The organism is Microcoleus sp. w1-18aA5 (assembly GCF_036701705.1).
GTDB lineage: Bacteria > Cyanobacteriota > Cyanobacteriia > Cyanobacteriales > Microcoleaceae > Microcoleus.
This window is the reverse complement of record NZ_JAUPTE010000090.1, coordinates 1-25,851: the sequence shown is the minus strand read 5'-3', so window position 1 is coordinate 25,851 and position 25,851 is coordinate 1. Positions and strand designations below refer to the sequence as shown.

The window sequence follows — 25,851 nt, the reverse complement described above, 5'->3', positions numbered from 1 at the left end:
TTGCACTTTACTATTGAGCGCGCGATCAAATAACCCAGGCCACGTAACACGCGGGCGATATATTCAGCAAGCCCTAATTAGTGGCTATGGCGCTTAGAGAGTCCCTTAAAAAAATCATGTTTGAATCTCCATTGGTCAGTAACGACACGACAACATCAAAGGACATTCATTTGCTACTTATGTCAGAAATGTAGTGCCGAAATCAATAAGTGCTTCCTGGGAATTACCAGAAATCTATAGCGTAAAAGCTTCACCCGGTAATGGTTCTTGGGCTAAAGTTCCTTGGTTGGGTAGCAATATTTAACAAGCTTGTAACTGAGAATGTCCAGTCGGGGTTTTACTGTGTTTATTTTTTTCGCGCGGACTTCTCTGGCGTTTATCTTTCTCTCAATCAAGGAATAGCAGATTAGCTTGGTTCTGACTAGCTTAGGGAATTTTCTGAACCTCTCGATCTTCAGCTTGATTCTATCCCAAAGGCAACTACTTTATTTAGTATTAAACTCTCAATACAGGCCTTTCGGGGTTTTCGGGATTGGGAACTAGACGCTGATTTTTGCAATCTACTAGCAAATCTAAAGTTTCTAACACAGTTTGACCGATTAGCACCATATCGCCTAAAACCATTGCCGCCTCAATTGTCTCGCGCCCTTCCAGTTCAATGATAATAGGCCCAGTCAATCCCACTGTTTCTTGTCTGCCATCAGCATATTTTGCTATTTCCTGACTCCTAATTCTTAAACCCAGGTGTTCGCAGACTTCTACAGGAATAGCTGTGCGTACTGCACCACTATCTATGAGTGCTTCTGCTTCATACACGCGCAAAAGACTTGGATTGAGCAATCCTCTCTTGACTAACTCTTCATCAATGGCATTGGTTAGCTTGACTTTGACTCGAACTGCACCCATATTTTTGCTGGTTTGAGCTAGATCGCGATCGAGATTTATCATATCGCCTCTTTTCGTCTATAAAGTCTACCTTTGATTCTAGCCACAATTTATGGTAGTAAGGTTCGCAGTGCCAACCCTACAAGTAGAGTTTGTACGTAAGTCTTACAGCGTATTCCAGGTTTAGGAAGTGCAGTAGGGACAAAGGCTTTCGCCCTGTCCCTACGGGGATATATCACTCTTGTGGGGAGTAGGGGTTGGGCATCCTAGCTGCCCTAAACATACAAGTTAAATGCACAAAAGCTTACTCATCTTCTGCATAGATAAACCGATACAATTCGCTAGGATCTGGCTCAGCGCTTTTCTCAGCAAAATCGACTGCATCATCAATTACTGCTTGAATTTTATTATCGATCTCTTTCAATTCTTCAGCAGTTGCCAAAGTTCGATCGATCAAATCAGCAGCCAACTTCTTAATCGGATCGCGGGGGAACCAATATTCCTTCTCTTCCTTAGAACGCAACTCATCAGGATCGGCCAAAGAATGGCCGCGAAAGCGATAAGTCAAAGCCTCAATCAAAGTCGGCCCCTCGCCGGCTCGCGCCCGCGCTACAGCTTCTTTCGCCACTTCCCGCACCGCCAAAACATCCATCCCGTCAACCTCAAAACCAGCCATGCCAAAAGCATGAGCCTTCTTGTAAATCAGCGGGTCAGAAGTAGCTCGCTCGTGGGCCATCCCGATCGCCCATTTGTTGTTTTCCACAACATAAATAATCGGCAACTTCCACAAAGCCGCCATATTCAAACATTCAAAAAACTGCCCGTTATTTGCAGCACCATCGCCAAAAAAACAAGCAGTCACGCCATCGGAACTCTCATCCCCCAAAGCTTCGCGCCGGTACTTCGATTGAAAAGCCGCCCCCGTAGCTACAGGAATCCCCTCAGCCACAAAAGCATAACCTCCCAACAGTCGGTGTTCGGCCGAAAACATGTGCATCGAACCGCCGCGGCCCTTCGAGCAACCAGTTTCCTTTCCGAACAACTCAGCCATTACCTCCCGCGCCGGGACGCCCGCGCTCAAAGCGTGAACGTGATCGCGGTAGGTGCTGCTGACGTAATCAGTGTCATCCCGGCGCATCGATCGAATCACGCCAGTAGACACAGCTTCCTGACCGTTGTACAAGTGGACAAAACCAAACATTTTGCCCCGGTAGTACATCTCAGCACACTTGTCCTCAAAGTAGCGCCCCAAGACCATATCCTCGTAGAGCATCAAGCCCTCATCCCGAGAAATGTTTACGCTTTGCGCGTCAAAAACTGGTAAAGTCCGTTCCTGAACCATAAATAATTAATACCCGACGATCGGCTTCCTAGACATCTAAATTTAAACCCAGATGGGACACAACCGCAGCAGAAAACGATCAAACGTTTTCTGTGCAACAGTTCACCAATTGTTAAAATGTGTTTGGCAGGCGGGGCGGATTGCGGGGACTCGGAGAACAAACTCCCATCTAAACCCCATGCAAACGAATGATATAATTCCATTACTCTCAAACCCGAAAATGCTCAAGAGTCAAACCACTCCTTTAGCTGACGGGCAGTGGGGCAAGGTATTTTCCTCACTGTAAAACGCCTTAGAGCGAAAAAAATCAGAGTATATCTACGGCAAGTCCAACATAGCGCGAATGGGGCGGTTGGACTCCAACACCAGAATTTTTGATTTGGTTTGCGGGAGTATGTCACTTAAGATAGGCTAATTCAGTTGCTAGCGCTTTGGGGAAGTGGACAGTTCTTTAACTTATGTTAATTCCACTAGATTACTACCGGATTTTGGGTCTACCGATTCAAGCTACTGCCGAACAGTTGCAGCAGGCTCACCGCGATCGAACTTTACAGCTTCCGCGCCGGGAGTATTCCGAAGTTGCGATCGTCGCCCGTAAACAACTGCTCGATGAAGCCTGCGCCGTTCTGTCAGACTCAGAGGGGCGCAAAGCTTACGATGCCAGTTTTTTAGCCAAAACTTACGATCGAGAGTCGGAAGCCGCACAGGAAGCCAAGCACCAGAGGTCAAAAACCTCAGCAGGCACGGCCACCTTCCTGCAAGACACAGGAGAAACCGCTCCGCCAGAGTCCAAGACTTTAGAGGCTGCTCCCGACCCCCACACTCCAAGTATTGAAATCGATGACAACCAATTCGTAGGAGCCCTGCTCATACTGCAAGAACTGGGGGAATACGAACTCGTACAGAAGCTGGGTCGCCCGTATCTTAACAATGGCAGCATCGCGATCGCAGAAGGTCGTTTCGGCGACCCCCAGCTCGTGAGGCCAGATATAGTTTTAACTGTCAGCCTTGCCTGTCTAGAACTCGGCCGCGAACAGTGGCAGCAAGGTCAGTACGAAAATGCCGCAAAATCATTAGAAGCAGGTCAAGAATTGCTGCTGCGCGAAAGCCTATTTGCAAGCGTGAGGGGTGAAATGCAAGCCGACATATACAAACTCCGTCCGTACAACATTTTAGAGCTATTATCACTTCCCGAAGAAAAAGTCGCCGAGCGTCGCCGGGGACTGGAAATCCTGCGAGAAATGCTTCAAGAACGAGGCGGTATCGACGGTTCGGGAGATGATCGATCGGGTTTAGGAATAGAAGACTTCCTCCGGTTCGTGCAGCAAATGCGTAAACACCTAACCAGCAGCGAGCAGCAGGCGCTATTTGAAGCCGAAGCCGGCCGCCCCTCCGCAGTCGCCACTTACCTATCGGTCTACACCCTGTTAGCCCAAGGATTTGCCGCCAGACAGCCATCGATGATCCGTCGCGCCAAGCTGATGCTGATGCAGCTCGGTCGCCGCCAAGACGTTCACCTAGAAAAAGCCGTCTGTTCCCTGCTGCTGGGCCAGACAGAAGAAGCCAGCAGAGCCCTCGAACTCAGTTCGGAAAAAGAACCCCTGGCCTTCATTCGCGAACATTCCCAAGATTCACCCGACTTGTTGCCCGGACTGTGCTTGTACGCAGAACATTGGCTACAAGAAGAAGTGTTTCCCCACTTCCGCGACTTGGCCAACGAGTCAGTGTCCTTGAAAGACTACTTTGCTGACCCGAAAGTACAAGCTTACCTAGAAGCTTTGCCACAGGACGCAGAAACCGCCAACGAATGGGTCGTGGTGCAGCCCCGCTCCGGCAAGCTCCCAGGGCGACTGCAACCGACAGCAGGCCGATCGCCCGCTGCCATACCTGCACAGCCACCCACAGCCAAGCAGGGAGCCAGTATGGTCACATTGACCCCCGTACCGGGCGAGGCTTCCACCGCAGCTTCGGGCGCGAAATCCCCGGCAACGGTAGCCGCGCCGAGCGCTGTTGCCCCTGTCTCTCTCCCGATAGCTACAGTGCCACACCCTGCTGAATCGACTTCCAAACATCGCAGACGCCAACATTCAGGGCGCAGCGGAGCAAGCGGCAATGGGCTAAAGGGCGATTTTGTCGATCGGGCGCGCACCAAGGCAGCAGAACTTACCGCCCAAGTTAAGTCCATGCCTCCAAACAAGCTGGCTTTGTTTCTAGTCGCAGGTGTCCTGAGCCTGTTACTCCTGTGGTTAATACTCAGTCTGTTGGCTAGCGCCATGCAAGCCCTATCGGGCCCCCTCCGAGGAGAGCAAGCCCTTGTCCGCCTGGAAGAACCGCCCCTAGAAATCCCTGCCTTGGCCGCGGCCCCAGAGCCGAGCGCTGCAGGCGCAGTGTCGGGAGAAATCACTGAGGAATCAGCCGGACAAATAGTTCAAAGCTGGCTGTCGGCGAAAGCAGCGGCTTTGGGTCCGAATCACGCTGTCGAAGAATTAAAGCAAGTTCTGACAGAACCGGCTTTGTCTCGCTGGCAATTGATGGCAGAAGCTCAACAGCGAAACAACGCGCACCAGCGTTACGTACACAAGCTGCAAGTTAATGGAGTTAAGACGAATCCGACTAATCCCGATCGCGCTCAAGTAGAAGCCCAAGTCGCGGAAAAAGCCGAAGTGTTCGATCGCGATCAGCTCGTTTCTTCCCGCAACGAAAACCTGCGCGTGCGCTACGACTTGATCCGTCAAGAGGGACAGTGGCGAATTATGGATTGGCAAGTGATTAAGTAAGGAATTGTTCAGTTGACTGTTGACAGTTGACTGTTGACAGTTGACTGTTGACAGTTGACCTGGGATACCGACATCTACCTGGAACGAAGAGGATTGGAGTAATGAACAGTCTTCTTTTAATTTCTCCTGATCGGGGTTCTGGCTGTAAACCTATTCTTTCTGGTAATTGGTAATTGGTAATTTTTGCTGGCTAATTACTAATTACCAGTTTCTGATTATTAGGTGAATTTTCAATTCCAAAAGTGGGAGTTTTGAATTGCAGATTATTGTTGAAGGCTGGCGTTTTATTTATCATTCCTATTGCGTAGCCAATCAATTTCAACTGCTGGAAATGCTCGATAGCCAGCGAGGACAAATTGAGCTTTTCCACCGCGATATGCCCTACATTGACGCAGCTTGGGAAACGAAAATTAGTTTGTTCGATCGCCCAAATGAAACATTACTTCGCAGCATTAAGAGCCCTGCGGTAAATCAGTCAGCCGATGTTACCGTGCGAATGTACTGCCCGTGGGACTTCTCGGCATCCAGCAGCGCTCAAACTTGGGTATTTGCAGCGACAGAATGGGGGATTATTACCAGTTCAGTATTACAGGCAATGGGTGTTAAGTCGATCGCCCAAACCCCGGTTAATTCAGAAACGAAAATTATTACACCTTCAGCTTGGTCAAAAGCTGGCTTAATTCGCAGCGGAGTTGAGGCCGATCGCATTGCCGTTGTACCTTTGGGAGTCGATCCTAAGATTTATTATCCTGCTGCGGGCGATCGGCGTCAATCACTGCGCCAAAGCTTGGGCTGGTCAAACTATTTTATATTTTTAAACATCGGCGGACAAACCGATCGCAAAGGTATTCGCCCTTTATTAAAAGCCTTCGCTGCGGTAGTTGACAAATATCCCGATGCGAGATTAGTTTTAAAAGGTTCTGAACTGCTTTATCCGTCCAGAGACGAGATTGCTGAAGCCTGCCGAGTTGTGCTCAACGATGCCGAAAGAGCAAGGGTTTTACCAAGATTAATTTATACTGGTAGCCAGCTATCTTTTGCTCAAATAGCAGAGTTTTACCAAGCAGCAGATGCTTATGTTTCTCCCTATTTGGCAGAAGGTTTTAATCTGCCGGTGTTGGAAGCTGCAGCTTGCGGTTTGCCGGTTATTTGCACGGAGGGCGGCCCTACGGATGATTTTACGCGATCGGACTTTGCACTGCGGATTGAAAGTAAATTTATGAGTGTGGTAAGTGACGGGGAAACGTTATTTATCTTAGCTCCTGAGTGGGAACATTTGAGTGATTTGATGCAAGGGGCGATCGAACAGCCTGGAATCGCTGCGAAAGCGAGGGTTGCGGGCCCGGCTTTTGTGGCTGAAAATTTTACTTGGAGGCGCGTAGTCGATCGATTGCTTGAGGTTATGGGAGGAGATAAAAAGAGAGAGGAGAGGTCTATTTTTGAGCCAATAATTTTGTAGTTTGAGCGTTTCAAGCCCTAGATGGGGAAATAGGTTTTTTCCGGCGCTAAGGCATCCGTAGCTCCCACTGTCGCGGGTTATGTTTCAATCCCTGATAGGGTTTTAGGTTTTTTCCGGCTTGGATCGTTAATCCACTGATACTGTTTACCTGTAGTTTCAATCCCTGATAGGGTTTTAGGTTTTTTCCGGCATGATCGGATGATGTGCCCTTCAGCTTGCAAGCCCTCGCGGTTTCAATCCCTGATAGGGTTTTAGGTTTTTTCCGGCCGGAAGAAACAAGAGAGCGAACTTCGGCGGGGAGAGTTTCAATCCCTGATAGGGTTTTAGGTTTTTTCCGGCGCTTAACAGTTGGCGATCGCGTAATTTCTATAAGTCGTTTCAATCCCTGATAGGGTTTTAGGTTTTTTCCGGCTTAAGTTTTTCGATTGTTGGTCATTTGTTGGGATTGGTTTCAATCCCTGATAGGGTTTTAGGTTTTTTCCGGCTTGTTTATGTTAATGATTTTATTAAATTTATTATGCCGTTTCAATCCCTGATAGGGTTTTAGGTTTTTTCCGGCAAAATAAAATTTTATAAACCAGCAAACTGTATACGTTTCAATCCCTGATAGGGTTTTAGGTTTTTTCCGGCCCAACAAAATGCAGTTACCCAAGCTGCTGCCGCACGTTTCAATCCCTGATAGGGTTTTAGGTTTTTTCCGGCGTAACCGTGCAGACTTTGCAGCTTCGGCGGCATGTTTCAATCCCTGATAGGGTTTTAGGTTTTTTCCGGCCAAAGTCCGCTGGTTTTCAACGCTGACTTTGTTATCAAATGGGTTTCAATCCCTGATAGGGTTTTAGGTTTTTTCCGGCTAATAATTATTTTATGTGCAATCTTCAACAGCGAGAGTTTCAATCCCTGATAGGGTTTTAGGTTTTTTCCGGCTGGGGGTGTGTGCCAATGTCAACAATATCAGTATGTGTTTCAATCCCTGATAGGGTTTTAGGTTTTTTCCGGCCTTGGGCTTGAGCCACTCATCGAAATCCTGCACGTTTCAATCCCTGATAGGGTTTTAGGTTTTTTCCGGCAGTGGGCTCTTGAAGCTGTACGAGATGAGAAGCGTTTCAATCCCTGATAGGGTTTTAGGTTTTTTCCGGCTGGGTACTGGTTGGTGCTGTTGCTGCGATCGCAATCGTTTCAATCCCTGATAGGGTTTTAGGTTTTTTCCGGCCATAATATATTCTGATGTCGGGGGGGGGGGGAAATATGTTTCAATCCCTGATAGGGTTTTAGGTTTTTTCCGGCTTTGGTGTTGCTGATGATTTAATTGAATCTTTGTCGTTTCAATCCCTGATAGGGTTTTAGGTTTTTTCCGGCTTGCTGTCGCAGTATCGAGCTATCATAGCCGTCAAGTTTCAATCCCTGATAGGGTTTTAGGTTTTTTCCGGCTCTAATGCTATTTTTCGTACAGGAGATATTGGGAAGTTTCAATCCCTGATAGGGTTTTAGGTTTTTTCCGGCTTCCGGCCTCCAAATCTCTGCAATCTCTCAGCCTCTGCGATCGTTTCAATCCCTGATAGGGTTTTAGGTTTTTTCCGGCCATTGAGTTTGCGGATTTTGGCGATCGCGTTTGCGTTTCAATCCCTGATAGGGTTTTAGGTTTTTTCCGGCCTAGGTGGAAAAACGATTTTGCCAAGCAGCGACGTTTCAATCCCTGATAGGGTTTTAGGTTTTTTCCGGCCTATGCAGATTTTGCCTTTACGCAACCAAGCCTTGTTTCAATCCCTGATAGGGTTTTAGGTTTTTTCCGGCTAAATTTTAATCCTGGAATACAAAAAGCAGCTTGTGTTTCAATCCCTGATAGGGTTTTAGGTTTTTTCCGGCCATCATCAACCCGCATCAATTGCACATCACCCGGCGGTTTCAATCCCTGATAGGGTTTTAGGTTTTTTCCGGCTTGCAAGGCTTTTGCCGCCACAGTGGAAATTTGAGTTTCAATCCCTGATAGGGTTTTAGGTTTTTTCCGGCATATTTTGTATTTACAATTATAGCTTAAACATAAGCAAGTTTCAATCCCTGATAGGGTTTTAGGTTTTTTCCGGCTATCTGTTTCAGCTAGAAATGGAGGCTCAACTGGCAATTGAGCGGTTTCAATCCCTGATAGGGTTTTAGGTTTTTTCCGGCAATGCAGTGTCTTGATAATCTTACCCAAGAAGAGTTTCAATCCCTGATAGGGTTTTAGGTTTTTTCCGGCTTCCCAGAATCTTGGTAAGTCGTCAATTTTTGGATAGTTTCAATCCCTGATAGGGTTTTAGGTTTTTTCCGGCTCGAACAGACAGAAGAAAAAAGAAAGAGCGATTGTTTCAATCCCTGATAGGGTTTTAGGTTTTTTCCGGCTTAATTCACTGCGTCCTTTTTCTATCGCTTTTGCGTTTCAATCCCTGATAGGGTTTTAGGTTTTTTCCGGCGCGTTATGCCGGACAAGTTGCTAAATGGCGAGGTCGTTTCAATCCCTGATAGGGTTTTAGGTTTTTTCCGGCGCAAGCACCCCAACATCCGGCATCGCCAAATCCGCGAAGCAATTGTTTCAATCCCTGATAGGGTTTTAGGTTTTTTCCGGCGAGTTTTTGATTGAGGTATAGTTGGATCGGCGGGTTTCAATCCCTGATAGGGTTTTAGGTTTTTTCCGGCCCTATTTGAGCGTGTCCCGTGGCTTGGTAGCTTGTTTCAATCCCTGATAGGGTTTTAGGTTTTTTCCGGCTCTAGTCGAGTCAGAAATCAGTGCTGACAACAGCCTAGGTTTCAATCCCTGATAGGGTTTTAGGTTTTTTCCGGCAAAGCAAGATTAAATTGTAGCAAAGCTACCAGGTGTTTCAATCCCTGATAGGGTTTTAGGTTTTTTCCGGCTTTAGTTTTCAATGTTTCGGGCCAACAACTTGTAAGTTTCAATCCCTGATAGGGTTTTAGGTTTTTTCCGGCTTGAAAGTTATGGAGGTAATAAAGTCCGATCAATGTTTCAATCCCTGATAGGGTTTTAGGTTTTTTCCGGCTTTGGCTTCCCGGCAAAGTCTTTGATATTGCTAAAGTTTCAATCCCTGATAGGGTTTTAGGTTTTTTCCGGCCGCAGGTCAGCGGGGTTGCGGTTTGCTCGGTTTCAACGTTTCAATCCCTGATAGGGTTTTAGGTTTTTTCCGGCCAGGGATGGCATTTACGTCTGTTCATGCTTTTGTTGGTTTCAATCCCTGATAGGGTTTTAGGTTTTTTCCGGCTTCTTATGGGTCATAGATACACTTACGACTCTGGTTTCAATCCCTGATAGGGTTTTAGGTTTTTTCCGGCGATTACTTTTTGAAATTCTTCCGAGTCAGAAAGGTTTCAATCCCTGATAGGGTTTTAGGTTTTTTCCGGCGGCGCTCGCAGCGATATTACCGCTAGTGGAGCAAATGTTTCAATCCCTGATAGGGTTTTAGGTTTTTTCCGGCGGCAAGCAAGATTGGAAGAAAGAACTAGGATTTTCAAGTTTCAATCCCTGATAGGGTTTTAGGTTTTTTCCGGCCCCGATCGGGAACAACCCGAAATTGGGATTGCCAGTTTCAATCCCTGATAGGGTTTTAGGTTTTTTCCGGCCTGAGTACGTGGAAAGAGAAGCGACAAAATGGTTGTTTCAATCCCTGATAGGGTTTTAGGTTTTTTCCGGCACCCAGTAGCGGTGTCTCTATTTGCTTCGGGAAGTTTCAATCCCTGATAGGGTTTTAGGTTTTTTCCGGCTTTTGCTTTTCAGGTAGGAGTGGGGACGATCGACGCCGTTTCAATCCCTGATAGGGTTTTAGGTTTTTTCCGGCTACTACCAGCAAACTATTGAATTACTTTTTCACGAAAGTTTCAATCCCTGATAGGGTTTTAGGTTTTTTCCGGCATAAGTCCTATACTGAATCTTCTCAATTTTTCTGTTTCAATCCCTGATAGGGTTTTAGGTTTTTTCCGGCCCCTGTACTGCATCCTGTTGCTTTATATGCCATTCAGTTTCAATCCCTGATAGGGTTTTAGGTTTTTTCCGGCCGGAGATGTATGAGTTCACCAATCCGACTGCGAACGTTTCAATCCCTGATAGGGTTTTAGGTTTTTTCCGGCTCTGATATTTTCAAAATCTCCTCAAAAAGTGCAGATTCTGTTTCAATCCCTGATAGGGTTTTAGGTTTTTTCCGGCCCCCGGATCGCACACCACTAAGGCAGGTGCCGCCATTAGTTTCAATCCCTGATAGGGTTTTAGGTTTTTTCCGGCAAAGTATATCTCCCCTAAGTTTTTAAGCTTTAAATGTTTCAATCCCTGATAGGGTTTTAGGTTTTTTCCGGCTCTGTTTGCAAGTCAAGAATGCGAGCACCTGGCTTGTTTCAATCCCTGATAGGGTTTTAGGTTTTTTCCGGCTGCCCGTTCCAGAAGCCTTGGTGTATTTGGTTTTCAAGGTGCAGTTGCGTCCATCTAAAAGAAAAGTACCATTCCAGCCTTCGGCTTGTCAATACCCAAGTTTCCCTACTCACTCAAAAACCTTGTCCTGTAAAGCTTTCAGACTTTGCGTCTATCTTTTTTTCACACTAGGGGCATCAAACTCTTGCTGCACATGAGTTTGAGCCAAAAAATTTGATACTCCGATTTTAACACCTACCCATTGACGCAAACTAAGCAAAAAATATTGTGCGCTCAACGGACTCTACCCCACCAATACGTTCGATCTTAACCTGAGAGCAAGCGCACAGCGGAAAAAACCAAATACTGTCTTCCTTGGGTTAGATGACTTTTTTCGGCGTGGCGATCGTAACTTAGACTTGAGTCCTTGCCTGCATCAATCTCCTCAACTGGTTGGATGACTTTTTTCGGCGTGGCATCGTAACTTAGACTTGAGTCCTAGCCGGAATCAATCTCCTCAAACGATTCCGCCAACCAGAAAGCAAAGCGATTAAAAAACAACTCCGATATATCAAAAAAATTTAGCTCATATTCAACAGCTAACGAGTTAGACACTGATCTCTAAAATCTCACGAAAAAGCCAGATAAAAGCTGCCAAGTCGTAGACTTATCAAAATCTATGCTTTAGAAAATCACAGACCAAAACTTATATTCTACAGAAACTGAATCCCCAATTAATTGCTAGGACTGATTTGCCCCAACTTATTAATCGAAACCTAAACCTTCAACAATAAGCGAATTTTTACCTGCTATATTTGCGGTATTTGTGATTCGCCGTTCCGAAAAATATTATTAGCCAATTGCATACAGAATCCCCAAATTAACTTAAAATCAGTACAGTGGCATTTACCTTAAAACAACCTATGACAAAAGCCCAGATTAGCACCAAAAACATCACAGTTCCTAACGGGGATTTGCAAATAGCTGCATACCTAGCCCAGCCAGCCTCCCCAGGGCAATTTCCCGCAGTTATCGTGATTCAAGAAATCTTTGGTGTCAACTCCCACATCCGCGAAGTTACTGAAAGAATAGCAAAAGAAGGATATGTGGCGATCGCCCCAGCCATTTACCAGCGTCAAGCCCCCGGCTTTGAAACCGGCTACACACCCGAAGCCATCCAAATCGGCAGAGAATACAAAGAAAAAACCACAGCTTCCGAACTTCTCGGCGATATCCAAGCCACCATCGATTACCTCAAAACTCTACCCTCTGTCAAACAACAAGGTTTTGGCTGCATCGGTTTCTGCTTTGGAGGACACGTCGCCTACCTCGCCGCTACTTTGCCCGAAATCAAGGCTACAGCGTCGTTCTACGGCGCCGGTATCGCCACCCAAACCCCCGGCGGCGGAACCCCCACGATCGCCCGCACAGCAGACATTAAAGGTACTCTATACGCCTTTTTTGGCACTCAAGACCCCAGCATTCCTTTAGAACAAGTTGACCAAATCGCCGCAGAATTGCAAAAACACAGTATTTCTCACCAAATTTTCCGCTACAATGCCGATCACGGCTTCTTCTGCGACCACCGCGGCAGTTACGACGCTACGGCAGCAGCCGACTCGTGGGTGCAGGTGAAGCAGCTATTTCATCAGCAACTTCAACCAGCTTAGAGAGTGGGAGATGGGGAGATAGGGAGATGGGGAGAGTGGGAAATTTTTTTCTACTGACGACTGCCAACTAAATTACTGACAACTGACAACTAAACTGACATGAATTCCAAATCTACAGGTTCTCAAAGCGCAAAAGCATCCTTTTCAATGGATGATTTTGCTAAAGCCCTCGAACAGCACAATTACGAGTTCCAGAAGGGACAAGTAGTGCGCGGCAAAGTGTTCGAGTACGACTCAAACGGCGCGTATGTTGATATCGGCGGCAAGTCTTCGGCTTTTTTGCCGATCGAAGAGGCTGCTTTGAGAACAGTAACGGATTTGTCGGAAGTGGTTCCGCTGGACGAGGAACGGGACTTTTTGATTATCCGCGAACAAGATGCAGATGGCCAAGTTACCTTGTCCCTGCGGCAGTTACAAATTCAGCAAGCTTGGGAAGATTTAATTGATTTGCAGGAAACCGGTAAAGTTCTTCAGGTGCGGGTTACTGGGGCGAATAAGGGCGGCGTGACAGTAGATGTTCAGGGGATGCGCGGTTTTATTCCCCGATCGCACTTAGTCGATCGCGATAACCTAGAATCGCTGATCGGTCAATCTTTGAGCGTGAATTTTTTGGAGGTCGATCGCGAACGAGAAAAACTCGTACTTTCCCAGCGGATGGCGACTCAATCCAATGCCTTCAAGGACTTGCAAATTGGTCAGTTGGTGGAAGGAAAAGTCAGCAGCATCAAGCCTTTTGGCGTGTTTGTGGACTTGGAAGGAGTTAGCGGTTTGCTGCACATCAAGCAAGTTAGCCAAAAATATATTGATAACCTTGGCAAGGTGTTTGCTCCCGGTCAACCCCTAAAAGCGATCGTGGTTGACCTCGATGAAAGTCGTGGTCGAATTTCACTTTCTACTCGGGTACTGGAAAATTATCCAGGGGAAATGGTGGATAAAATGGCGGATGTTATGGATACCGCAGAAGAGCGATCGGAACGTGCTAGAAAGACTCTTTCTTAAGTCTTGATATAATTACCACCCCGACTTATTAAAGAAGTGGGGGTGGTAAAAGTGCGATCGTTTTACGTTTAATTAAGTTGATTTACTTATTTTGCATTTTAGATCGACTTCTTCTACCAGTTTCCCAAAACAATCCCATTATAGGCTAACTCCAAACCCCTATCTACTAAGTTAATACCTCTCGCCAATCAAAACTCCAAAATAGTCTTACTTCTTCCTTTAGCTATCTAACTTCATTTTAGCGTTCGTTATTTGACCCCATTAGCTACTACTCCCAATACTTTAAAATCGGCTACATTTAGTTGATCTAAAGCTTTGCTTACCAGACCGCGATCGGTTTTTTCTATTTTTACAATCAGCACTGTACCATCAGTTTGAGAAGCTAGTAAATGACCATCTGCTAAACCCATTAAAGGTGGTGTATCGTAAATTACTAAATCAAATAAGGCTAAGAATTGTTCCATTAAATAGTGCATCTTTCTCGAAGAAAGTAATTTAATTGGATCGGGGGGAATAGTACCAGCAGTGAGGACAAAAAGATTGTCATCGTCGGGTAATCGCTGAATAGCCTCATTTAAGCTTAAATCAGAACTTAAAACATTACTTAAACCTTTCATATTTGATAAACCAAGGTATGTGTGCAGTTGAGGCACACGCATATTAGCATCCACTAATAATACTCGTTTACCAACAGCAGAAGCAGTTTTAGCTAAATAAACTGCTACAGTGGACTTACCCTCACCCTTAAGAGTCGAAGTGATGGTTAAAGAACTAATTGGGTGTTCCGCATTTAATAATTGAATATTTGTGTATAAGTAGTGAAATGCCTCTACCACAGGAAAATCTTTGGAATTTGAAACTATTATTCGTTTTAAGCTTTCACTGTTAGTATTTGAACTTACGCTAGTGAATTGAGCGGGAACCCTTTCACCTCTACGAGATTTAATTTTCATCGCTTTGGCGATCGGAATAACTCCCAACAGAGGGCGTTTAGTTGCTGATTTAATTTCTTCTGGAGTATGGAAAACAGTATTTAAAACTTCTACTAGGAAACCTATAGCAATGCCTAGTAAAGTGCTAATAACGATCGCGATTGCTAGGTGACGGCGGGTTGGTTTTTCTGTTACTGGGTTGAGATCACCATTTTCGTTTGTGACTAACTCTGGTTTAGATATAATTTGCCAAGAGCCATCAATTTGACCAGCATCTAGTTGTAAAGTTTTTTGTTTTTCGAGGAAGAGTTTGAGAGTATCTTTAGCTAGTTCGAGTTTTAATTGTATGTCATCATAGCGGTGTTGAGCTGTGGGCATTTGAGTGATTTTTGCTTGCAGTAAATTTTGGCTATTAGCTGGGGGGGTGACAAAGAGGTCTACGAGATAGACTGTATAAGGGTTGCAGCCCGCATACCTTGTTGATAAAAGCGGCGTTTAGAAGGACTTAACTTCATTAACTGTTCCACATCGAAAGAATATTGTTCGAGATAATGAACCCACTTTTCGGCATCTACGCCAACACCAAATGTACTCCGTCTACGATATTTTTTCTTGGGTTCTTTGCGACGAGATACATATTTTTGTACCTGCTTTTTTCTCAATTCAGTGCCTTGAAATATTGCCGAACTGTAGGCAAGCGTCATCAGGAGAATCATATTAATAAGTCTGTTTCCTTCGAGGCTAGTTCCTTCAAGATCGTAGCCTCCTTTTTTACAGTCTCGAAACATTTCTTCAATGCCCATCCGCTGCTTATAAGCATTGATTGCTGCTGGCAATGAACCTAAATCCGTGAGAATAAACCAAGCTTCTTTAACTTGATATTTCCCATAATTTCTTTTCCATTTACAAGCAAGCTCAAATCCGGTGGCAGGCCGACTTTTTCTCACTCTTTTTCCTTGAACATACAAAGAGGTTCCTGGTACTATCCCTAATTCATCTAACCGTTGCCAAATTAAATGTTCTATTTCGATACAATGATTCTTTTTAAGTCTTAAGCAAAACGACACACCCTTTGATTTAAGCCAATTTCCTAAATCAACAGAACAAAACTCACGATCCCCTAAAACGATGACTTTATATTCTGAAAACAATGGTAAAATTTGCTGTAAATTTGCTGTTTGCTCCTCCAAGTTACTGTTTCCTAATTTTGGCAATAATGACCAGTATAATGGAATTGCTCTTTTTTCCCAGATTAGGCTAACCATAAAAAGATTAATGCGCCCCCATTGACTGCGGTCAATTGCGATTGATAAACGAGTACCAATGGGGCAATAAGTGGTCAACCAATAAGTAATCAAGGGGAACCAAATTAATGAGATAGTTAAGTTTGGTAAATCCAGAAATCTTTGTATTTTTCTACGCCTACTTTCTGTTGTAATTGGATAAGGAAATACCCGTGCCAGTCTTTCTAATCTCACTTGTTTTTCTGATTGGATCACAGATAGCAAAATTGTCATTACAAGAAACTGAGCTTTCGTCAGTTGTTTTTTTAAATGAGTCTGGTAAAATGTTGGTATCATTATTTTTTGGATAGGCAAGCGTGTAACAATTATGCTGCCTATCTTTTTTTAGCACACATTGCCTCAATCCTCACCACCTCTGGGTTTCAGGCTGGTTGTTACCCCCCCAGGGCTATTAGTTATCAACCGCTCGCGAGCTTCCAACTGTTTTACTTGTGACTGCATCTGCAACAGGACAGCATCAGCTTCTTTTTTCATTAAATCACGCAAACTTTGCTGCTTTTCCCGCAAAGATTGAATGGGAAGGCTATTTTCATAAAATTGAGTAGAGCTTAAAGCTAATTGTGAGTCTATTTCATTTACTTTGCTAATTAAATTTTCATAAGATTTGGGGCTAATATCAACAATCCAACGATTATCGCCAGTTAACGATCTTTTTTTGTAGCTTTCATATTGAAGCCTACTTTCTGCCAGTTGTGCTTGCACTTCTAGGCGACGATTAGTTAAAATATCTAGCTGATCTGATAGACTGCGGCTGCGTAGTTCTGGTTGGTTAAAGTTATACTGAACCCTTAACATTTGTAATTCTTGTTGCAATTTATCTACTTTCTGCTGGAGTTGCGGCATTTGTTGATCGATAAAATCAATACTTTGTTTGCTAACTTTTAAACGCTCTTGATCCATATATTCTAGGTAATATTTGGCGGTTTCATCCAGCACATATTGGATGCGCTTGGGGTCTCGATCGCGGTAGCTAATATCTAGGAGTTTAGTACCACCCTGCTTCCCATCTCGTAAGAAAGTAACGCGTTGGATAATCAAGCGGTTATTGAAATTTTTATAGTCAAAGTTTGGATATCTTGTTTGCAACTTATTAACTAATGGTAGTAACACTTCTGGGCTTTTTAAAACCCGCGATAAACTTTGATAATCCACCGAAGAGCCTTCTTCCGCTGATGATTTAATTTTGTTCAAGTCTGTGATGCCTAAACTGTTGTTTTGAGCTTGGACCAAGAGCTTTGATAGCCGATAGTCAGCCGTAATGGGTTCTGCTAAAACTGTAAATTTTCCTTCATACTCAGTAATAGATTTTTTGGCAGCCCTAAGCACGAAACTACCGCTTAAAGTAGCTATGCTGGCAGCTACTATGCCCATCACTAGAAGGCGACGTTTGACGACAGCTAGTACCCAATTCATATCAAGAACTTGGTCATCCTCTGCTGGGGTACTAGCTAGGTAATTAGCGGAGGGAACCGACAAATATTGACCATTAAGGTCATTCTTTAGGGAAGACAACAGTTTTTTTTCCATAGCAAAAATGTTATTATTTAATTCCTAATTTCCTAATAGTCTGAGTAGCTCTATGAATCGGGTGGGAACTAGAATTCCACCAATAATATTATTAACTGGTGATAGAACAGTGTTAATGTTGTCCACCAAGATAGCAGTCCTCGAACGTGCCACTATAATTATGTCATTATCTTGAATCAGGGGGTTGCTTTGAGCGTCGATTCCTTGATTCAAATTAATTGCTACTTGCGATCGGGATATAGTGCCATTAGGATTCAGCCTGATCAGTTCCACATATCTAGAGTTAGCGCGACTTTGTCTGAACCCCCCCGCACTCATAATTGCTTGATTTAAGGTAGTATTAGGAGGTAATTTGAGTCCACCCGGAGTATTGACTTCTCCGATCACACTCACTTGCACAGTCCCCGGAGCAAAGCTAGCATTAGCTAGAACAGAAACCTCTCCCGGATCGATCGCTGTCGCTGTTGGGACAAAGATGATATCCCCTTCTTGTAGTATAGTATCTTGAGAGGTATCTTGTTCTTGCAAATATTGCCAGAGGTTAATAGTTCTAATTTGTTGTTTGCCACCTCTAGTATAACGTTGGAGTTGGATTTGGCGAATATCGGCGATTGATGTGATTCCACCAGCTAGTTGTAGAGCACGAATAATGGTCGGCTGTCCGTTAGTTCTTTCACCATTTTGGGTATCACCACCAATCGCTACATATCTACCGGGACGCTTCACCTCTCCGAATACTGAAACAGTACGGGGTTGCTCTGCTGGTATAGAAAAATTAGATTCACTAAGTTGATTTGTTTCTGCTAAATTAATTGTTTCTTGAGGGGGAACCAAGATTTGATCTCCATCTCGCAAGGTGATATCTTGGCTGGTCTGACCACTTTGTAAATAATCCCACAGATTATAAGTGATAGTTATTTCTTTGTTAGTCGTAAGCCGACGCCGCACAATTATTCGTCGAATATCAGCGCTAGCTCGAATACCCCCAGCTTTTTCTAAAGCTTGAGGAAGCGTGGGAAACTGAACTGATGGTCTGTTTCCGCCTCCATTAGCTAGGGGCAATAAGTAGGAGCCGGGACGACTTATTTCACCCGATAACCAAATATTAAGCGGGCGGGCAGCTTGTAAACTGATTGTAACTAAAGGTCTTTTTACGACCTGCCCATAAGCTCTACTGATAACTTGGGCTGCCTGTTCTAAAGTTAATCCTTGAAGCGCAATACTACCAATAATGGGGATTTGAATAGCTCCCCCAGCGGGAATTTGATACTCCCCACTAAGCTGGGGCAGATCGTAGATATCAATTCTAATATTGTCTCCACCACCTAGATAGTAGTCAGTATTAATACTTGTTGCGGGGGCGGGCGACTGAGCGAGGTTGGTTTGAGGATAGGAGAAAGTGAGTACCAGCGCCAGCAGTGGCAGTTGTACAGCAGGGAGAGTAAGCCATTTCATAGGTAGTAACAAATTTATGATAGAGGTAAAGCCATGAGAGATATTTTAAGGGTGCCGATGTTTGCGTTGATGCTATTGTGTTTAACGCTTATCGTTTTTGTGACTATTTATATTTTAGCCGCACGCCATCCCAAATTGGGTGCCACATTAGAAAAGATTTTTGTGGGGATACTTTTTTTTACCATAACAGGTGGATCGGGTATCATGACCATGCCCTTTACCAAACTCCATCCTAACGTTTTCTACAACTTAGAAACTACACCCCCAACGATGATTGGTCAAATTGCCATTTATGGGGCTATGATATTAATGATATTTCCCCGCTTAACTAAAACTACCCAAAAAACAGTTTATATCTGCATTAAATGGATAGCAGGAGACATTTTTTTAGGTTTGTTTTTGTTGATTCTGACTTTATCGGGATTGTGGTCACAAACTCCTGAAATGACTTTTAGGGCTATTTTTGCTATTTGGGGAGTAACACTGGTTTCTATTTATGTAGGAAAAGTGTATAGCTGGTCAGAAATTTATGGATTATTGAGATGGCTAACTGGTTTATTAGCTTTATGGTCAGTTGTGAAAACAAATGCAGCTCCGGACGGTTGCTGGACAGGAGTTTTAGGTCATAAAAACCCTTTTTCGTTTCAAATGGCTAATACAGCTTCTTTATGGATTTTATATGCTTTTAAGGAGCCTAAGTATAGATATTTATCATTATTTATCATTTTAATAGCTTTAATAGGATTGCAAAAAGGTTGTAGTGGTGCTAGTCGGATTTTAACAGTGGTCTTAATCAGTTTGTGGAGTTATTTAGCCCTCTTAAAAAGATTACCTGTAAAATGGGCTTTTCTCTGCTTTATCTTATTTTTGGTCGGTAGTATAGGTATAAGTATTTTGGTGTTAAATAATTTAGAGGCTATTATTGTGGATGGTTTGAAAAAAGATATGACTTTAACCGGTAGAACCGATTTTTGGCCTTTAATTATTGATCGAATTAATCAAAATCATCCCATATTTGGTTATGGAATGAAAGGATTTTGGCAGTTTTGGCGTGGCTCGGAAAATCCCGCTTACGGAATTATAGTAGCTAAAACTGGTTTTGTGCCACCCCACTCTCACAATGGTTTTCTTGATATACTTTGCGAGCTGGGTTGGACCGGACTCTTGTTGTTTATTGGGTCATTCTTGAATAATATATTTAGAGGTATAAAGTATCTAGTTAAAGGAAGTTTTCCAGAGTCAGGTTTGCCTTTGTATTTATTAACATTTATGCTAATGACTAATTTGACAGAGGGGGGACTATTGGGGGTTGGTACTTATTGGTGTTGGTATGTAGTTTTATCGGTAAAATTGAGCTTAGATAGGACAGCTAATGATAATCCACACTGATGATGTCAGCGTTTGGTCAGGCCTATGAGGAGAATCTTTACAAAGAATAGGCATTTCCCCCACTTCTTAAAGAAGTCGGGGCTTTAACACCGATCGCATTTTACGTTTAATTAAGTGGGCTCACTTAATATGACTCGCAATTGTTTCACTCTCCACCGTTGCTTCCACTGGCCAAGAATTTTCCATCTCTACTGTTTTTTTCGGCTGATAAACTGCCAAGTCGAACCAGAAAGTCGTACCCACATTAACTTCGCTAACTAAATTAATTTTAGTGTGGTGCTTGTCAATAATGTTTCTGACAATAGAAAGACCTAATCCCGTTCCTTCTAAAGTGTGTACTCGGTTTTCTACCCGGAAAAAGCGATCGAAGATTGCTTGTTGGTCTTCAGGATCTATCCCTATTCCAGTATCAGAAATTTCGATCCGCACTACCGGACAATGTTGAGCATCCGGTGACAAGTTGTGGTGGACGGATTGACCGTCTTTGTGGGTGGGCGTCTCCGGCTCTAGCAAATATGCTCGAATGGCCACCTTGCCGCCGGACTGAGTAAATTTTAAGGCATTTCCTACTAAATTTGCAAATACTTGCAGTAACAAATCGTAATGACCTAAAGCAGGCGGCAAATACGGGTCTACTTCTTGCTCTAATTCAATGCCTTTATCCTTAGCATTTAACTGATAAGTCCGCAGGGTTTGCTCCACAGCTTGCGGGAGATCAACAGCTTCCAAGTGATAAACTCGGCAGGATTCCAGTCGCGACAAGTCTAACACGTCGTTAACTAAACGAGTTAGTCGATCGGTTTCTCGGTTGGCAATTTCTAGGAATTCCCTGCGCTCGCTTTCTAGAAGGTCTTCTCCGTACTCGTGGAGAGTCTCGATAAAAGATTTGATATTAAATAAAGGTGTTCTCAATTCGTGAGAAACATTGCTGATAAAATTGCTTTTAGCCTCATTGAGTTCTACTTCGCGAGTAATGTCCTGCACTGTCATTGCAATGCCTTTGAGACTTTCTCGGTAATTTCCGGAACCTTGATACTTGGAGGTTTGCTCGTAGAAAGTACACTCTACAGCTACCGGGCGTTGTGGCTCGTTACAGGTATCTTCCTCATGGCGGATGCAGCTTTTGCACAGCGGTTCGGCACCGGGCGCTTTGTGCAGAATGACAGTAGTTAAAACAATCCGAATTGTACGGTTAACTGGTTCGCTCAGAGAGATGCGAAATTCGCCGCCTTCGCGATCGCCCGCAGCTATTTCCTGCAAAGGTCTCGCCAAGTCCTGCTGCACTTCCGAAGGCAAAATGTTCAGAACATTTACTCCGAGCGCATTTTTGCCTTCCCATCCAAAAATCCGCATCCCTGTCGGATTAACTAAAATCACCTGCAAATTTGCGTCCAGCAACAGCGCCCCATCAGCAATCGTTGAAACCAAAGTTTCTAACTTAGCTTTTTCCGCTGTCAGCTCTTCAATATTTTGTTCTTCATAACTTTCGAGTTTCTGGGCCATCTCGTTAAAACTGCCAATCAACTCGCCCAATTCTCCACCCAAAGGGAGGTCAACTCGCTGCTTAAAATTCCCGCTGGCAATGTTTTTGACCCCGAAGACTAATTGTTTGATCGGCTGAGTAATTGTCAGGGCATTAAATACAGCTCCCAAAATTACCATCACCCAAATAGTGACAAATACTGCTAAAGTGACATCCCTAGTCAGGTTTGAAGAGATAACTGCTGCAGGATTAGGGTTAATGCCGATCGCCAAAACTCCCAAATATTTGTCTTCATGAATTAACGGCACAAATACATCGGTAACTTCTCCATCTGGTGTCAAATGCTGCCGTACCAAAGGCAAAGAAGTTAAATTTCTCGCCTCAATATCGGCGAGAAAATTATCGGGAAGTTTGATCTGGCGGCGCAGCGTCAGGGAAGTCTCCACCTCGGATTCCGAAAAGGGTATCCCCAGGAAAATATCCCCGGCTTCGTCGGCGTAAAGCATATAGCGGACGCTGGAGGTGCTGCTGTAAAATTGGCGGGAAAAGCGGGCGACTTCGGAGCGATCGTTTTTGGCAATCAGCGGCGCCACATTGGCCGCCAACAGCAGGCCCAGGTCTCGGCCGTAACGAGTATCGTTAAGTCGGGCGTCTTGCTGGATAGTATTCACCGCCCAGAATGTCAGGCCGCTCATAATTAACGACACTACGAGGGTAGCAGCCGCCATCAGACGGGTCTGGAGGGTAAAATCCGACCACCAGCGGGCAATAATTTCTCCGATTTTGTTTAGTATGGCCAGCATTTCACCAGTTCACCAGTTCAATATTAATAGCAAGATCAATTCAGTTGGCTCCGATCGAATTTTCTGCTGCGACTTGTCCGCTACCGCCACCGCATAGATACCAAACTTCATTGTTACATTTCTACATTGAGATTGCTTGGCTTTCGGATGGCGGCCGATGTCGCAATTCCTAATTTTTATCGCCCAGAGCTCGGCGGCCGATGTCCCGGCGGCAGTAGACGCCTTCAAATTGGATGCAATCAACTGCTGCATAAGCTTTGGAAATAGCTTGTTCCAAAGTTTCTCCCGTCGCGGTGACGCCCAAAACCCGGCCACCGTCGCTCACCAACTGCTGCTGCTTCAACTGGGTGCCGGCGTGAAACACTTCTGCTCCCTTGGCTTCAGCTTCCTCGATACCTGTAATAACTTTGCCTTTTTGATAACTTCCAGGATAGCCCCCAGAAGCCAAAACTACGCAAACAGAGGCCCCCGACTTCCAGCGAATAGAATATTCACCGAGACGCTGCTGACAGCAGGCCAGCACCAAATCTTCTAAAGGAGTTTCCAGCAGTGACAAAACCGCTTGAGTTTCGGGATCTCCGAAACGGCAGTTGAATTCTAAGACTTTGGGTTCTCCGTCGGGGGTAATCATTAAACCGGCGTAGAGTACACCACGATAGTCGATTTTGCGTTTTTGCAGTGCTGCCAGCGTGGGTTCGAGAATTTCTTCTTGAATCCTTTCCATGAGTTCCGGGGTGACAATGGGCGCTGGGGCGTAGGCTCCCATACCGCCGGTGTTGGCTCCCTGGTCGCCTTCGCCGATAGCTTTGTGGTCTTGGGCGGGCAGCAACGGTTCCACTGTGATGCCGTCGGTGAGGGCGAGAATCGAGACTTCTTGACCTGTTAAAAATTCTTCGACGACGACTCGGATGTTGTCGGTGCCGAATTCGCCTCGGAAAATGGTGTTGATGGCGCTGTGAGCCATTTTGACGGTGGTGGCAACGGTGACTCCTTTGCCTGATGCGAGTCCGTCTGCTTTGATGACTATTGGGGTTCCTTGTTCCAGAACGTATGCTTTTGCTGCTTCTGCGTCTGTAAATACGGCAGCTTTGGGTGTGGGGATGCCTGCTTCGAGCATCAATTCTTTGGCCCAGGATTTGCTGGATTCAATTTGGGCGCCGGCTTTGGTGGGGCCGAAAATCATCATTTTTCGCTGTTGGAAATAGTCGGCGATGCCTAGCGATAGGGGCAATTCTGGGCCAACGATGACTAATCCGATGTTGTTGACCATCACAAAGCGTTCGATGCCTTGGAAGTCGTCGATGTTGAGCGACAGATTTTGACAGCCTGGGGTGGTAGCTGTGCCGCCGTTGCCCGGTACGCAGAATACTTGTTTAATCCGCGTAGATTCTAGAAGTTTTTTTGCGATCGCGTGTTCGCGACCTCCGTTTCCCACAACTAAAACTTTCACAGTATCCTCACCTATAAATTGTGTTCCCTGAATGTCTGATTTTCAGTGTTGGCATCTGTCTATCTGCTTTTTGCAGTGCTGTCAATTATGCCATGCTTGGCGCTAGGGAATTGCTAGATGTGGCACTTTTCTGGAGGAGTGGGCTTCTACCGCTGTTTATCAATGGCTGGGAGGGTGCAATAATTAAAGACTTTAGCCGCCCAATTTTTCTGGGTTCTGCCTCGATTTAATCAGGCAATTAAAACTCTTTTCTGGCTTTTAACTCTGCAATTACTATAATTGATGCGGGGACAAATAGCGATAAGATAGGCAGGTTGACTCTGGGAATTTTACTCACATGAAATCAAATCAAACCGCTGCGAGTTCGTCTGCAAAATTTAAGCGGGTGGGCGTTGTCGGCGGCGGCCAGCTAGCTTGGATGATGGGGGATGCTGCTAGGGCGCTCGGTATTGAATTGGTAGTACAAACTCCCCATGCTACTGACCCGGCAGTTTCTGTTGCTGCTGATGCTGTTTTGGCTGCTGTTGATGATGTTTTGGCTACGGCTCAATTGGCTGCTGGCTGCGATGTTATTACTTTTGAAAATGAGTTTGTGGATTTGGATGGTTTGCGGTCGCTAGAAGAGCAAGGTGTGTTATTTCAGCCGAGTTTGTCGTCGCTTTCTCCTTTGTTGGATAAGTACTTTCAGCGCTGTTATTTACAAGGTTTGGGTTTGCCAACTCCGAGGTTTTGGGAATGGGATTGCAGTGCGGATTTGCCCCCGGAATTGTTTAAGGCGGTGGCGATCGACTTTCGGGCAATTTCTGTTTCTGACAGCGTGCAGATTGCAGGAGACTCGGGTGCTGGATCGATCGACTTTCCCTTTGTGGTCAAAGTTCGCCGCCACGGTTATGACGGCCAAGGTACTTTTATTGTTAAGGATCGGGGGAGTTTTGAGTCAATTCGTGCTACACTCCAAGGTCAGTCTTTGCTAGTGGAAGAGTTTGTGCCGTTTGATCGCGAATTGGCTGTGATTGCGGCTCGATCGGCAACTGGCGAAATTGCGATTTATCCGATCGTAGAAACTCAGCAGCAAAATCAGGTTTGTCATGTGGTGATTGCGCCCGCTGATATTAGTTTAGATGTGAAAAATGAAGCTTGTGCGATCGCCCGCACTCTCCTCAACAGTTTGCAAGCTGTCGGCATATTCGGCATTGAATTATTTTTAACCGCCGACAATAAGCTGTTAGTCAATGAAATTGCACCCCGCACCCACAATTCGGGACATTTTACGATCGATGCTTGCGAAACTTCACAATTTGAACAGCATTTGCGCGCAGTTTGTCAACTGCCTTTAGGGAATTCTGATTTAAAATGTGCAGGCGCTGTCATGGTAAATTTGCTAGGTTACGAGTCGGCTGAGTCCGATTATTTAGCAAAAAGAAAACAACTGGCACAAATTAGTGGTGCTTTTGTCCATTGGTATGGTAAGAAAGTATCGCGTCCCGGTCGCAAACTCGGTCACGTTACAGTTGTGCTCGACGCGGACTTGGTGGCTCAGGGGCGATCGTCAGCAAAGGATCTGGCTCAAACCGTTGAATCTATCTGGTATGCAAGTTAAATTGCTCGAAGCTTGCCAAAATCTGGTTAGTTGGTATATATTAAATAAAGGTTCTACTGCGACGTTGGTGACTGCCAATAATGTTTTTTTGATCTATAACTCTTAACTCTCGGGAATCAAGATGTTTGGACAGCAGTAAACTGGGCTTGTACCCAGAAACTTTAAGTCCGAGCCAACGGTACCCACCTGGTAAAATACCAGGTCAAAAGCTGAGGTAAGACGGCGTTGCGGGGAACCATTAAAATTTTGATTGAGATAGGCGCTGTGAAATATAGCTAGCCTATTTTTTTTTGAGATAAACGCTTTGATTCATAGTTAGGGCTTGCTGAATATATCGCCCGCGTGTTACGTGGCCTGGGTTATTTGATCGCGCGCTCAATAGTAAAGTGCAA

At 44.9% G+C, this 25,851-nt stretch carries 16 protein-coding genes, 1 other RNA gene and 1 CRISPR repeat array; of the genes, 9 read left to right on the top strand and 8 right to left on the bottom strand.

Going from position 1 to position 25,851, the window contains the following annotated elements:
• The first annotated feature begins 154 nt into the window (after positions 1-154).
• Positions 155-304 carry an MrcB family domain-containing protein gene (locus Q5691_RS27800; protein WP_445304858.1) on the top strand — a complete coding sequence of 50 codons (150 nt, stop codon included), beginning with the start codon at positions 155-157 and terminating at the stop codon, positions 302-304.
• Complete coding sequence (locus Q5691_RS27795; RefSeq protein WP_445305846.1) at positions 261-410, top strand: MrcB family domain-containing protein; 150 nt, start codon at positions 261-263, stop codon at positions 408-410. Before Q5691_RS27800 ends, Q5691_RS27795 begins: the two co-directional genes overlap by 44 nt.
• An 85-nt stretch (positions 411-495) precedes the next feature.
• Here Q5691_RS27795 and Q5691_RS23785 read toward each other — a convergent pair whose 3' ends face one another.
• Both Q5691_RS23785 and pdhA read right to left on the bottom strand, forming a co-directional pair.
• Positions 496-948 (bottom strand): clan AA aspartic protease, encoded by a 453-nt coding sequence (locus tag Q5691_RS23785; RefSeq protein WP_333347455.1) that lies wholly within the window; start codon positions 946-948, stop codon positions 496-498.
• Between the two features lie 241 nt (positions 949-1,189).
• A complete protein-coding gene (gene pdhA, locus Q5691_RS23780) occupies positions 1,190-2,227 on the bottom strand; it encodes a pyruvate dehydrogenase (acetyl-transferring) E1 component subunit alpha (RefSeq protein ID WP_006634162.1) in 1,038 nt (345 codons plus the stop codon).
• A gap of 458 nt (positions 2,228-2,685) precedes the next feature.
• Here pdhA and Q5691_RS23775 point away from each other — a divergent pair, with 458 nt between their 5' ends.
• The 4 genes from Q5691_RS23775 (at position 2,686) to Q5691_RS23760 (ending at position 13,516) form a co-directional block, all read left to right on the top strand.
• The gene (locus tag Q5691_RS23775) at positions 2,686-5,004 is read left to right on the top strand and encodes an IMS domain-containing protein (protein ID WP_333347452.1); all 2,319 of its coding nucleotides are present in this window, start codon (positions 2,686-2,688) and stop codon (positions 5,002-5,004) included.
• Positions 5,005-5,260: 256 nt separating this feature from the next.
• A complete protein-coding gene (locus Q5691_RS23770) occupies positions 5,261-6,463 on the top strand; it encodes a glycosyltransferase family 4 protein (protein WP_333347449.1) in 1,203 nt (400 codons plus the stop codon).
• Between the two features lie 81 nt (positions 6,464-6,544).
• A CRISPR array of direct repeats spans positions 6,545-10,868; the repeat unit is 37 nt; unit sequence GTTTCAATCCCTGATAGGGTTTTAGGTTTTTTCCGGC.
• 902 nt (positions 10,869-11,770) lie between these two features.
• On the top strand, positions 11,771-12,517 hold the full coding sequence (locus tag Q5691_RS23765) for a dienelactone hydrolase family protein (protein WP_333347446.1): 747 nt from the start codon (positions 11,771-11,773) through the stop codon (positions 12,515-12,517).
• A 99-nt stretch (positions 12,518-12,616) separates the two neighbouring features.
• Entirely contained in the window at positions 12,617-13,516 is a 900-nt protein-coding gene (locus Q5691_RS23760) for a S1 RNA-binding domain-containing protein (RefSeq protein WP_333312224.1), read from the top strand.
• Between the two features lie 248 nt (positions 13,517-13,764).
• Here Q5691_RS23760 and Q5691_RS23755 read toward each other — a convergent pair whose 3' ends face one another.
• The 4 genes from Q5691_RS23755 to Q5691_RS23740 all read right to left on the bottom strand — a co-directional run bounded on the left by Q5691_RS23755 (position 13,765) and on the right by Q5691_RS23740 (position 18,734).
• Entirely contained in the window at positions 13,765-14,826 is a 1,062-nt protein-coding gene (locus tag Q5691_RS23755) for a polysaccharide biosynthesis tyrosine autokinase (RefSeq protein WP_333347443.1), read from the bottom strand.
• Between the two features lie 59 nt (positions 14,827-14,885).
• Complete coding sequence (locus tag Q5691_RS23750; RefSeq protein ID WP_333217163.1) at positions 14,886-16,028, bottom strand: IS4 family transposase; 1,143 nt, start codon at positions 16,026-16,028, stop codon at positions 14,886-14,888.
• 63 nt (positions 16,029-16,091) lie between these two features.
• On the bottom strand, positions 16,092-17,279 hold the full coding sequence (locus Q5691_RS23745) for a hypothetical protein (protein ID WP_333347440.1): 1,188 nt from the start codon (positions 17,277-17,279) through the stop codon (positions 16,092-16,094).
• A 24-nt stretch (positions 17,280-17,303) separates the two neighbouring features.
• Positions 17,304-18,734 (bottom strand): SLBB domain-containing protein, encoded by a 1,431-nt coding sequence (locus Q5691_RS23740; protein ID WP_333216513.1) that lies wholly within the window; start codon positions 18,732-18,734, stop codon positions 17,304-17,306.
• A gap of 33 nt (positions 18,735-18,767) precedes the next feature.
• On the opposite strand from Q5691_RS23740, the gene Q5691_RS23735 reads away from it, so the two are divergent.
• Positions 18,768-20,123: an O-antigen ligase family protein gene (locus Q5691_RS23735; protein WP_333216511.1), complete on the top strand. Its 1,356-nt coding sequence runs from the start codon at positions 18,768-18,770 to the stop codon at positions 20,121-20,123.
• A gap of 120 nt (positions 20,124-20,243) precedes the next feature.
• On the opposite strand, the gene Q5691_RS23730 is transcribed toward Q5691_RS23735, so the two are convergent.
• Positions 20,244-22,409, bottom strand: coding sequence for an ATP-binding protein (locus tag Q5691_RS23730; protein ID WP_333216509.1), 2,166 nt, complete (start codon positions 22,407-22,409; stop codon positions 20,244-20,246).
• A gap of 169 nt (positions 22,410-22,578) precedes the next feature.
• Positions 22,579-23,859: a phosphoribosylamine--glycine ligase gene (gene purD, locus Q5691_RS23725; RefSeq protein WP_333216507.1), complete on the bottom strand. Its 1,281-nt coding sequence runs from the start codon at positions 23,857-23,859 to the stop codon at positions 22,579-22,581.
• Between the two features lie 337 nt (positions 23,860-24,196).
• Between purD and Q5691_RS23720 the strand changes: the two genes are divergently transcribed.
• Together Q5691_RS23720 and ssrS are read left to right on the top strand one after the other, a co-directional pair.
• A complete protein-coding gene (locus Q5691_RS23720; RefSeq protein WP_333347436.1) occupies positions 24,197-25,459 on the top strand; it encodes a 5-(carboxyamino)imidazole ribonucleotide synthase in 1,263 nt (420 codons plus the stop codon).
• Between the two features lie 50 nt (positions 25,460-25,509).
• Positions 25,510-25,697: non-coding RNA, 6S RNA (gene ssrS / locus Q5691_RS23715), on the top strand.
• The last annotated feature ends 154 nt before the right edge of the window (positions 25,698-25,851 follow it).

Excerpts from the sequence above, each read along its gene's own strand:
- Q5691_RS23735 (WP_333216511.1), top strand. The coding sequence starts at position 18,768 with ATGAGAGATATTTTAAGGGTGCCGATGTTTGCGTTGATGCTATTGTGT.
- pdhA (WP_006634162.1), bottom strand. The coding sequence starts at position 2,227 with ATGGTTCAGGAACGGACTTTACCAGTTTTTGACGCGCAAAGCGTAAAC.
- Q5691_RS23750 (WP_333217163.1), bottom strand. The coding sequence starts at position 16,028 with ATGATACCAACATTTTACCAGACTCATTTAAAAAAACAACTGACGAAA.
- Q5691_RS23730 (WP_333216509.1), bottom strand. The coding sequence starts at position 22,409 with ATGCTGGCCATACTAAACAAAATCGGAGAAATTATTGCCCGCTGGTGG.
- Q5691_RS23745 (WP_333347440.1), bottom strand. The coding sequence starts at position 17,279 with ATGGAAAAAAAACTGTTGTCTTCCCTAAAGAATGACCTTAATGGTCAA.
- Q5691_RS23740 (WP_333216513.1), bottom strand. The coding sequence starts at position 18,734 with ATGAAATGGCTTACTCTCCCTGCTGTACAACTGCCACTGCTGGCGCTG.
- Q5691_RS23755 (WP_333347443.1), bottom strand. The coding sequence starts at position 14,826 with ATGCCCACAGCTCAACACCGCTATGATGACATACAATTAAAACTCGAA.
- Q5691_RS23775 (WP_333347452.1), top strand. The coding sequence starts at position 2,686 with ATGTTAATTCCACTAGATTACTACCGGATTTTGGGTCTACCGATTCAA.
- Q5691_RS23785 (WP_333347455.1), bottom strand. The coding sequence starts at position 948 with ATGATAAATCTCGATCGCGATCTAGCTCAAACCAGCAAAAATATGGGT.
- Q5691_RS27795 (WP_445305846.1), top strand. The coding sequence starts at position 261 with ATGGTTCTTGGGCTAAAGTTCCTTGGTTGGGTAGCAATATTTAACAAG.
- Q5691_RS23765 (WP_333347446.1), top strand. The coding sequence starts at position 11,771 with ATGACAAAAGCCCAGATTAGCACCAAAAACATCACAGTTCCTAACGGG.
- Q5691_RS23760 (WP_333312224.1), top strand. The coding sequence starts at position 12,617 with ATGAATTCCAAATCTACAGGTTCTCAAAGCGCAAAAGCATCCTTTTCA.
- Q5691_RS23720 (WP_333347436.1), top strand. The coding sequence starts at position 24,197 with ATGAAATCAAATCAAACCGCTGCGAGTTCGTCTGCAAAATTTAAGCGG.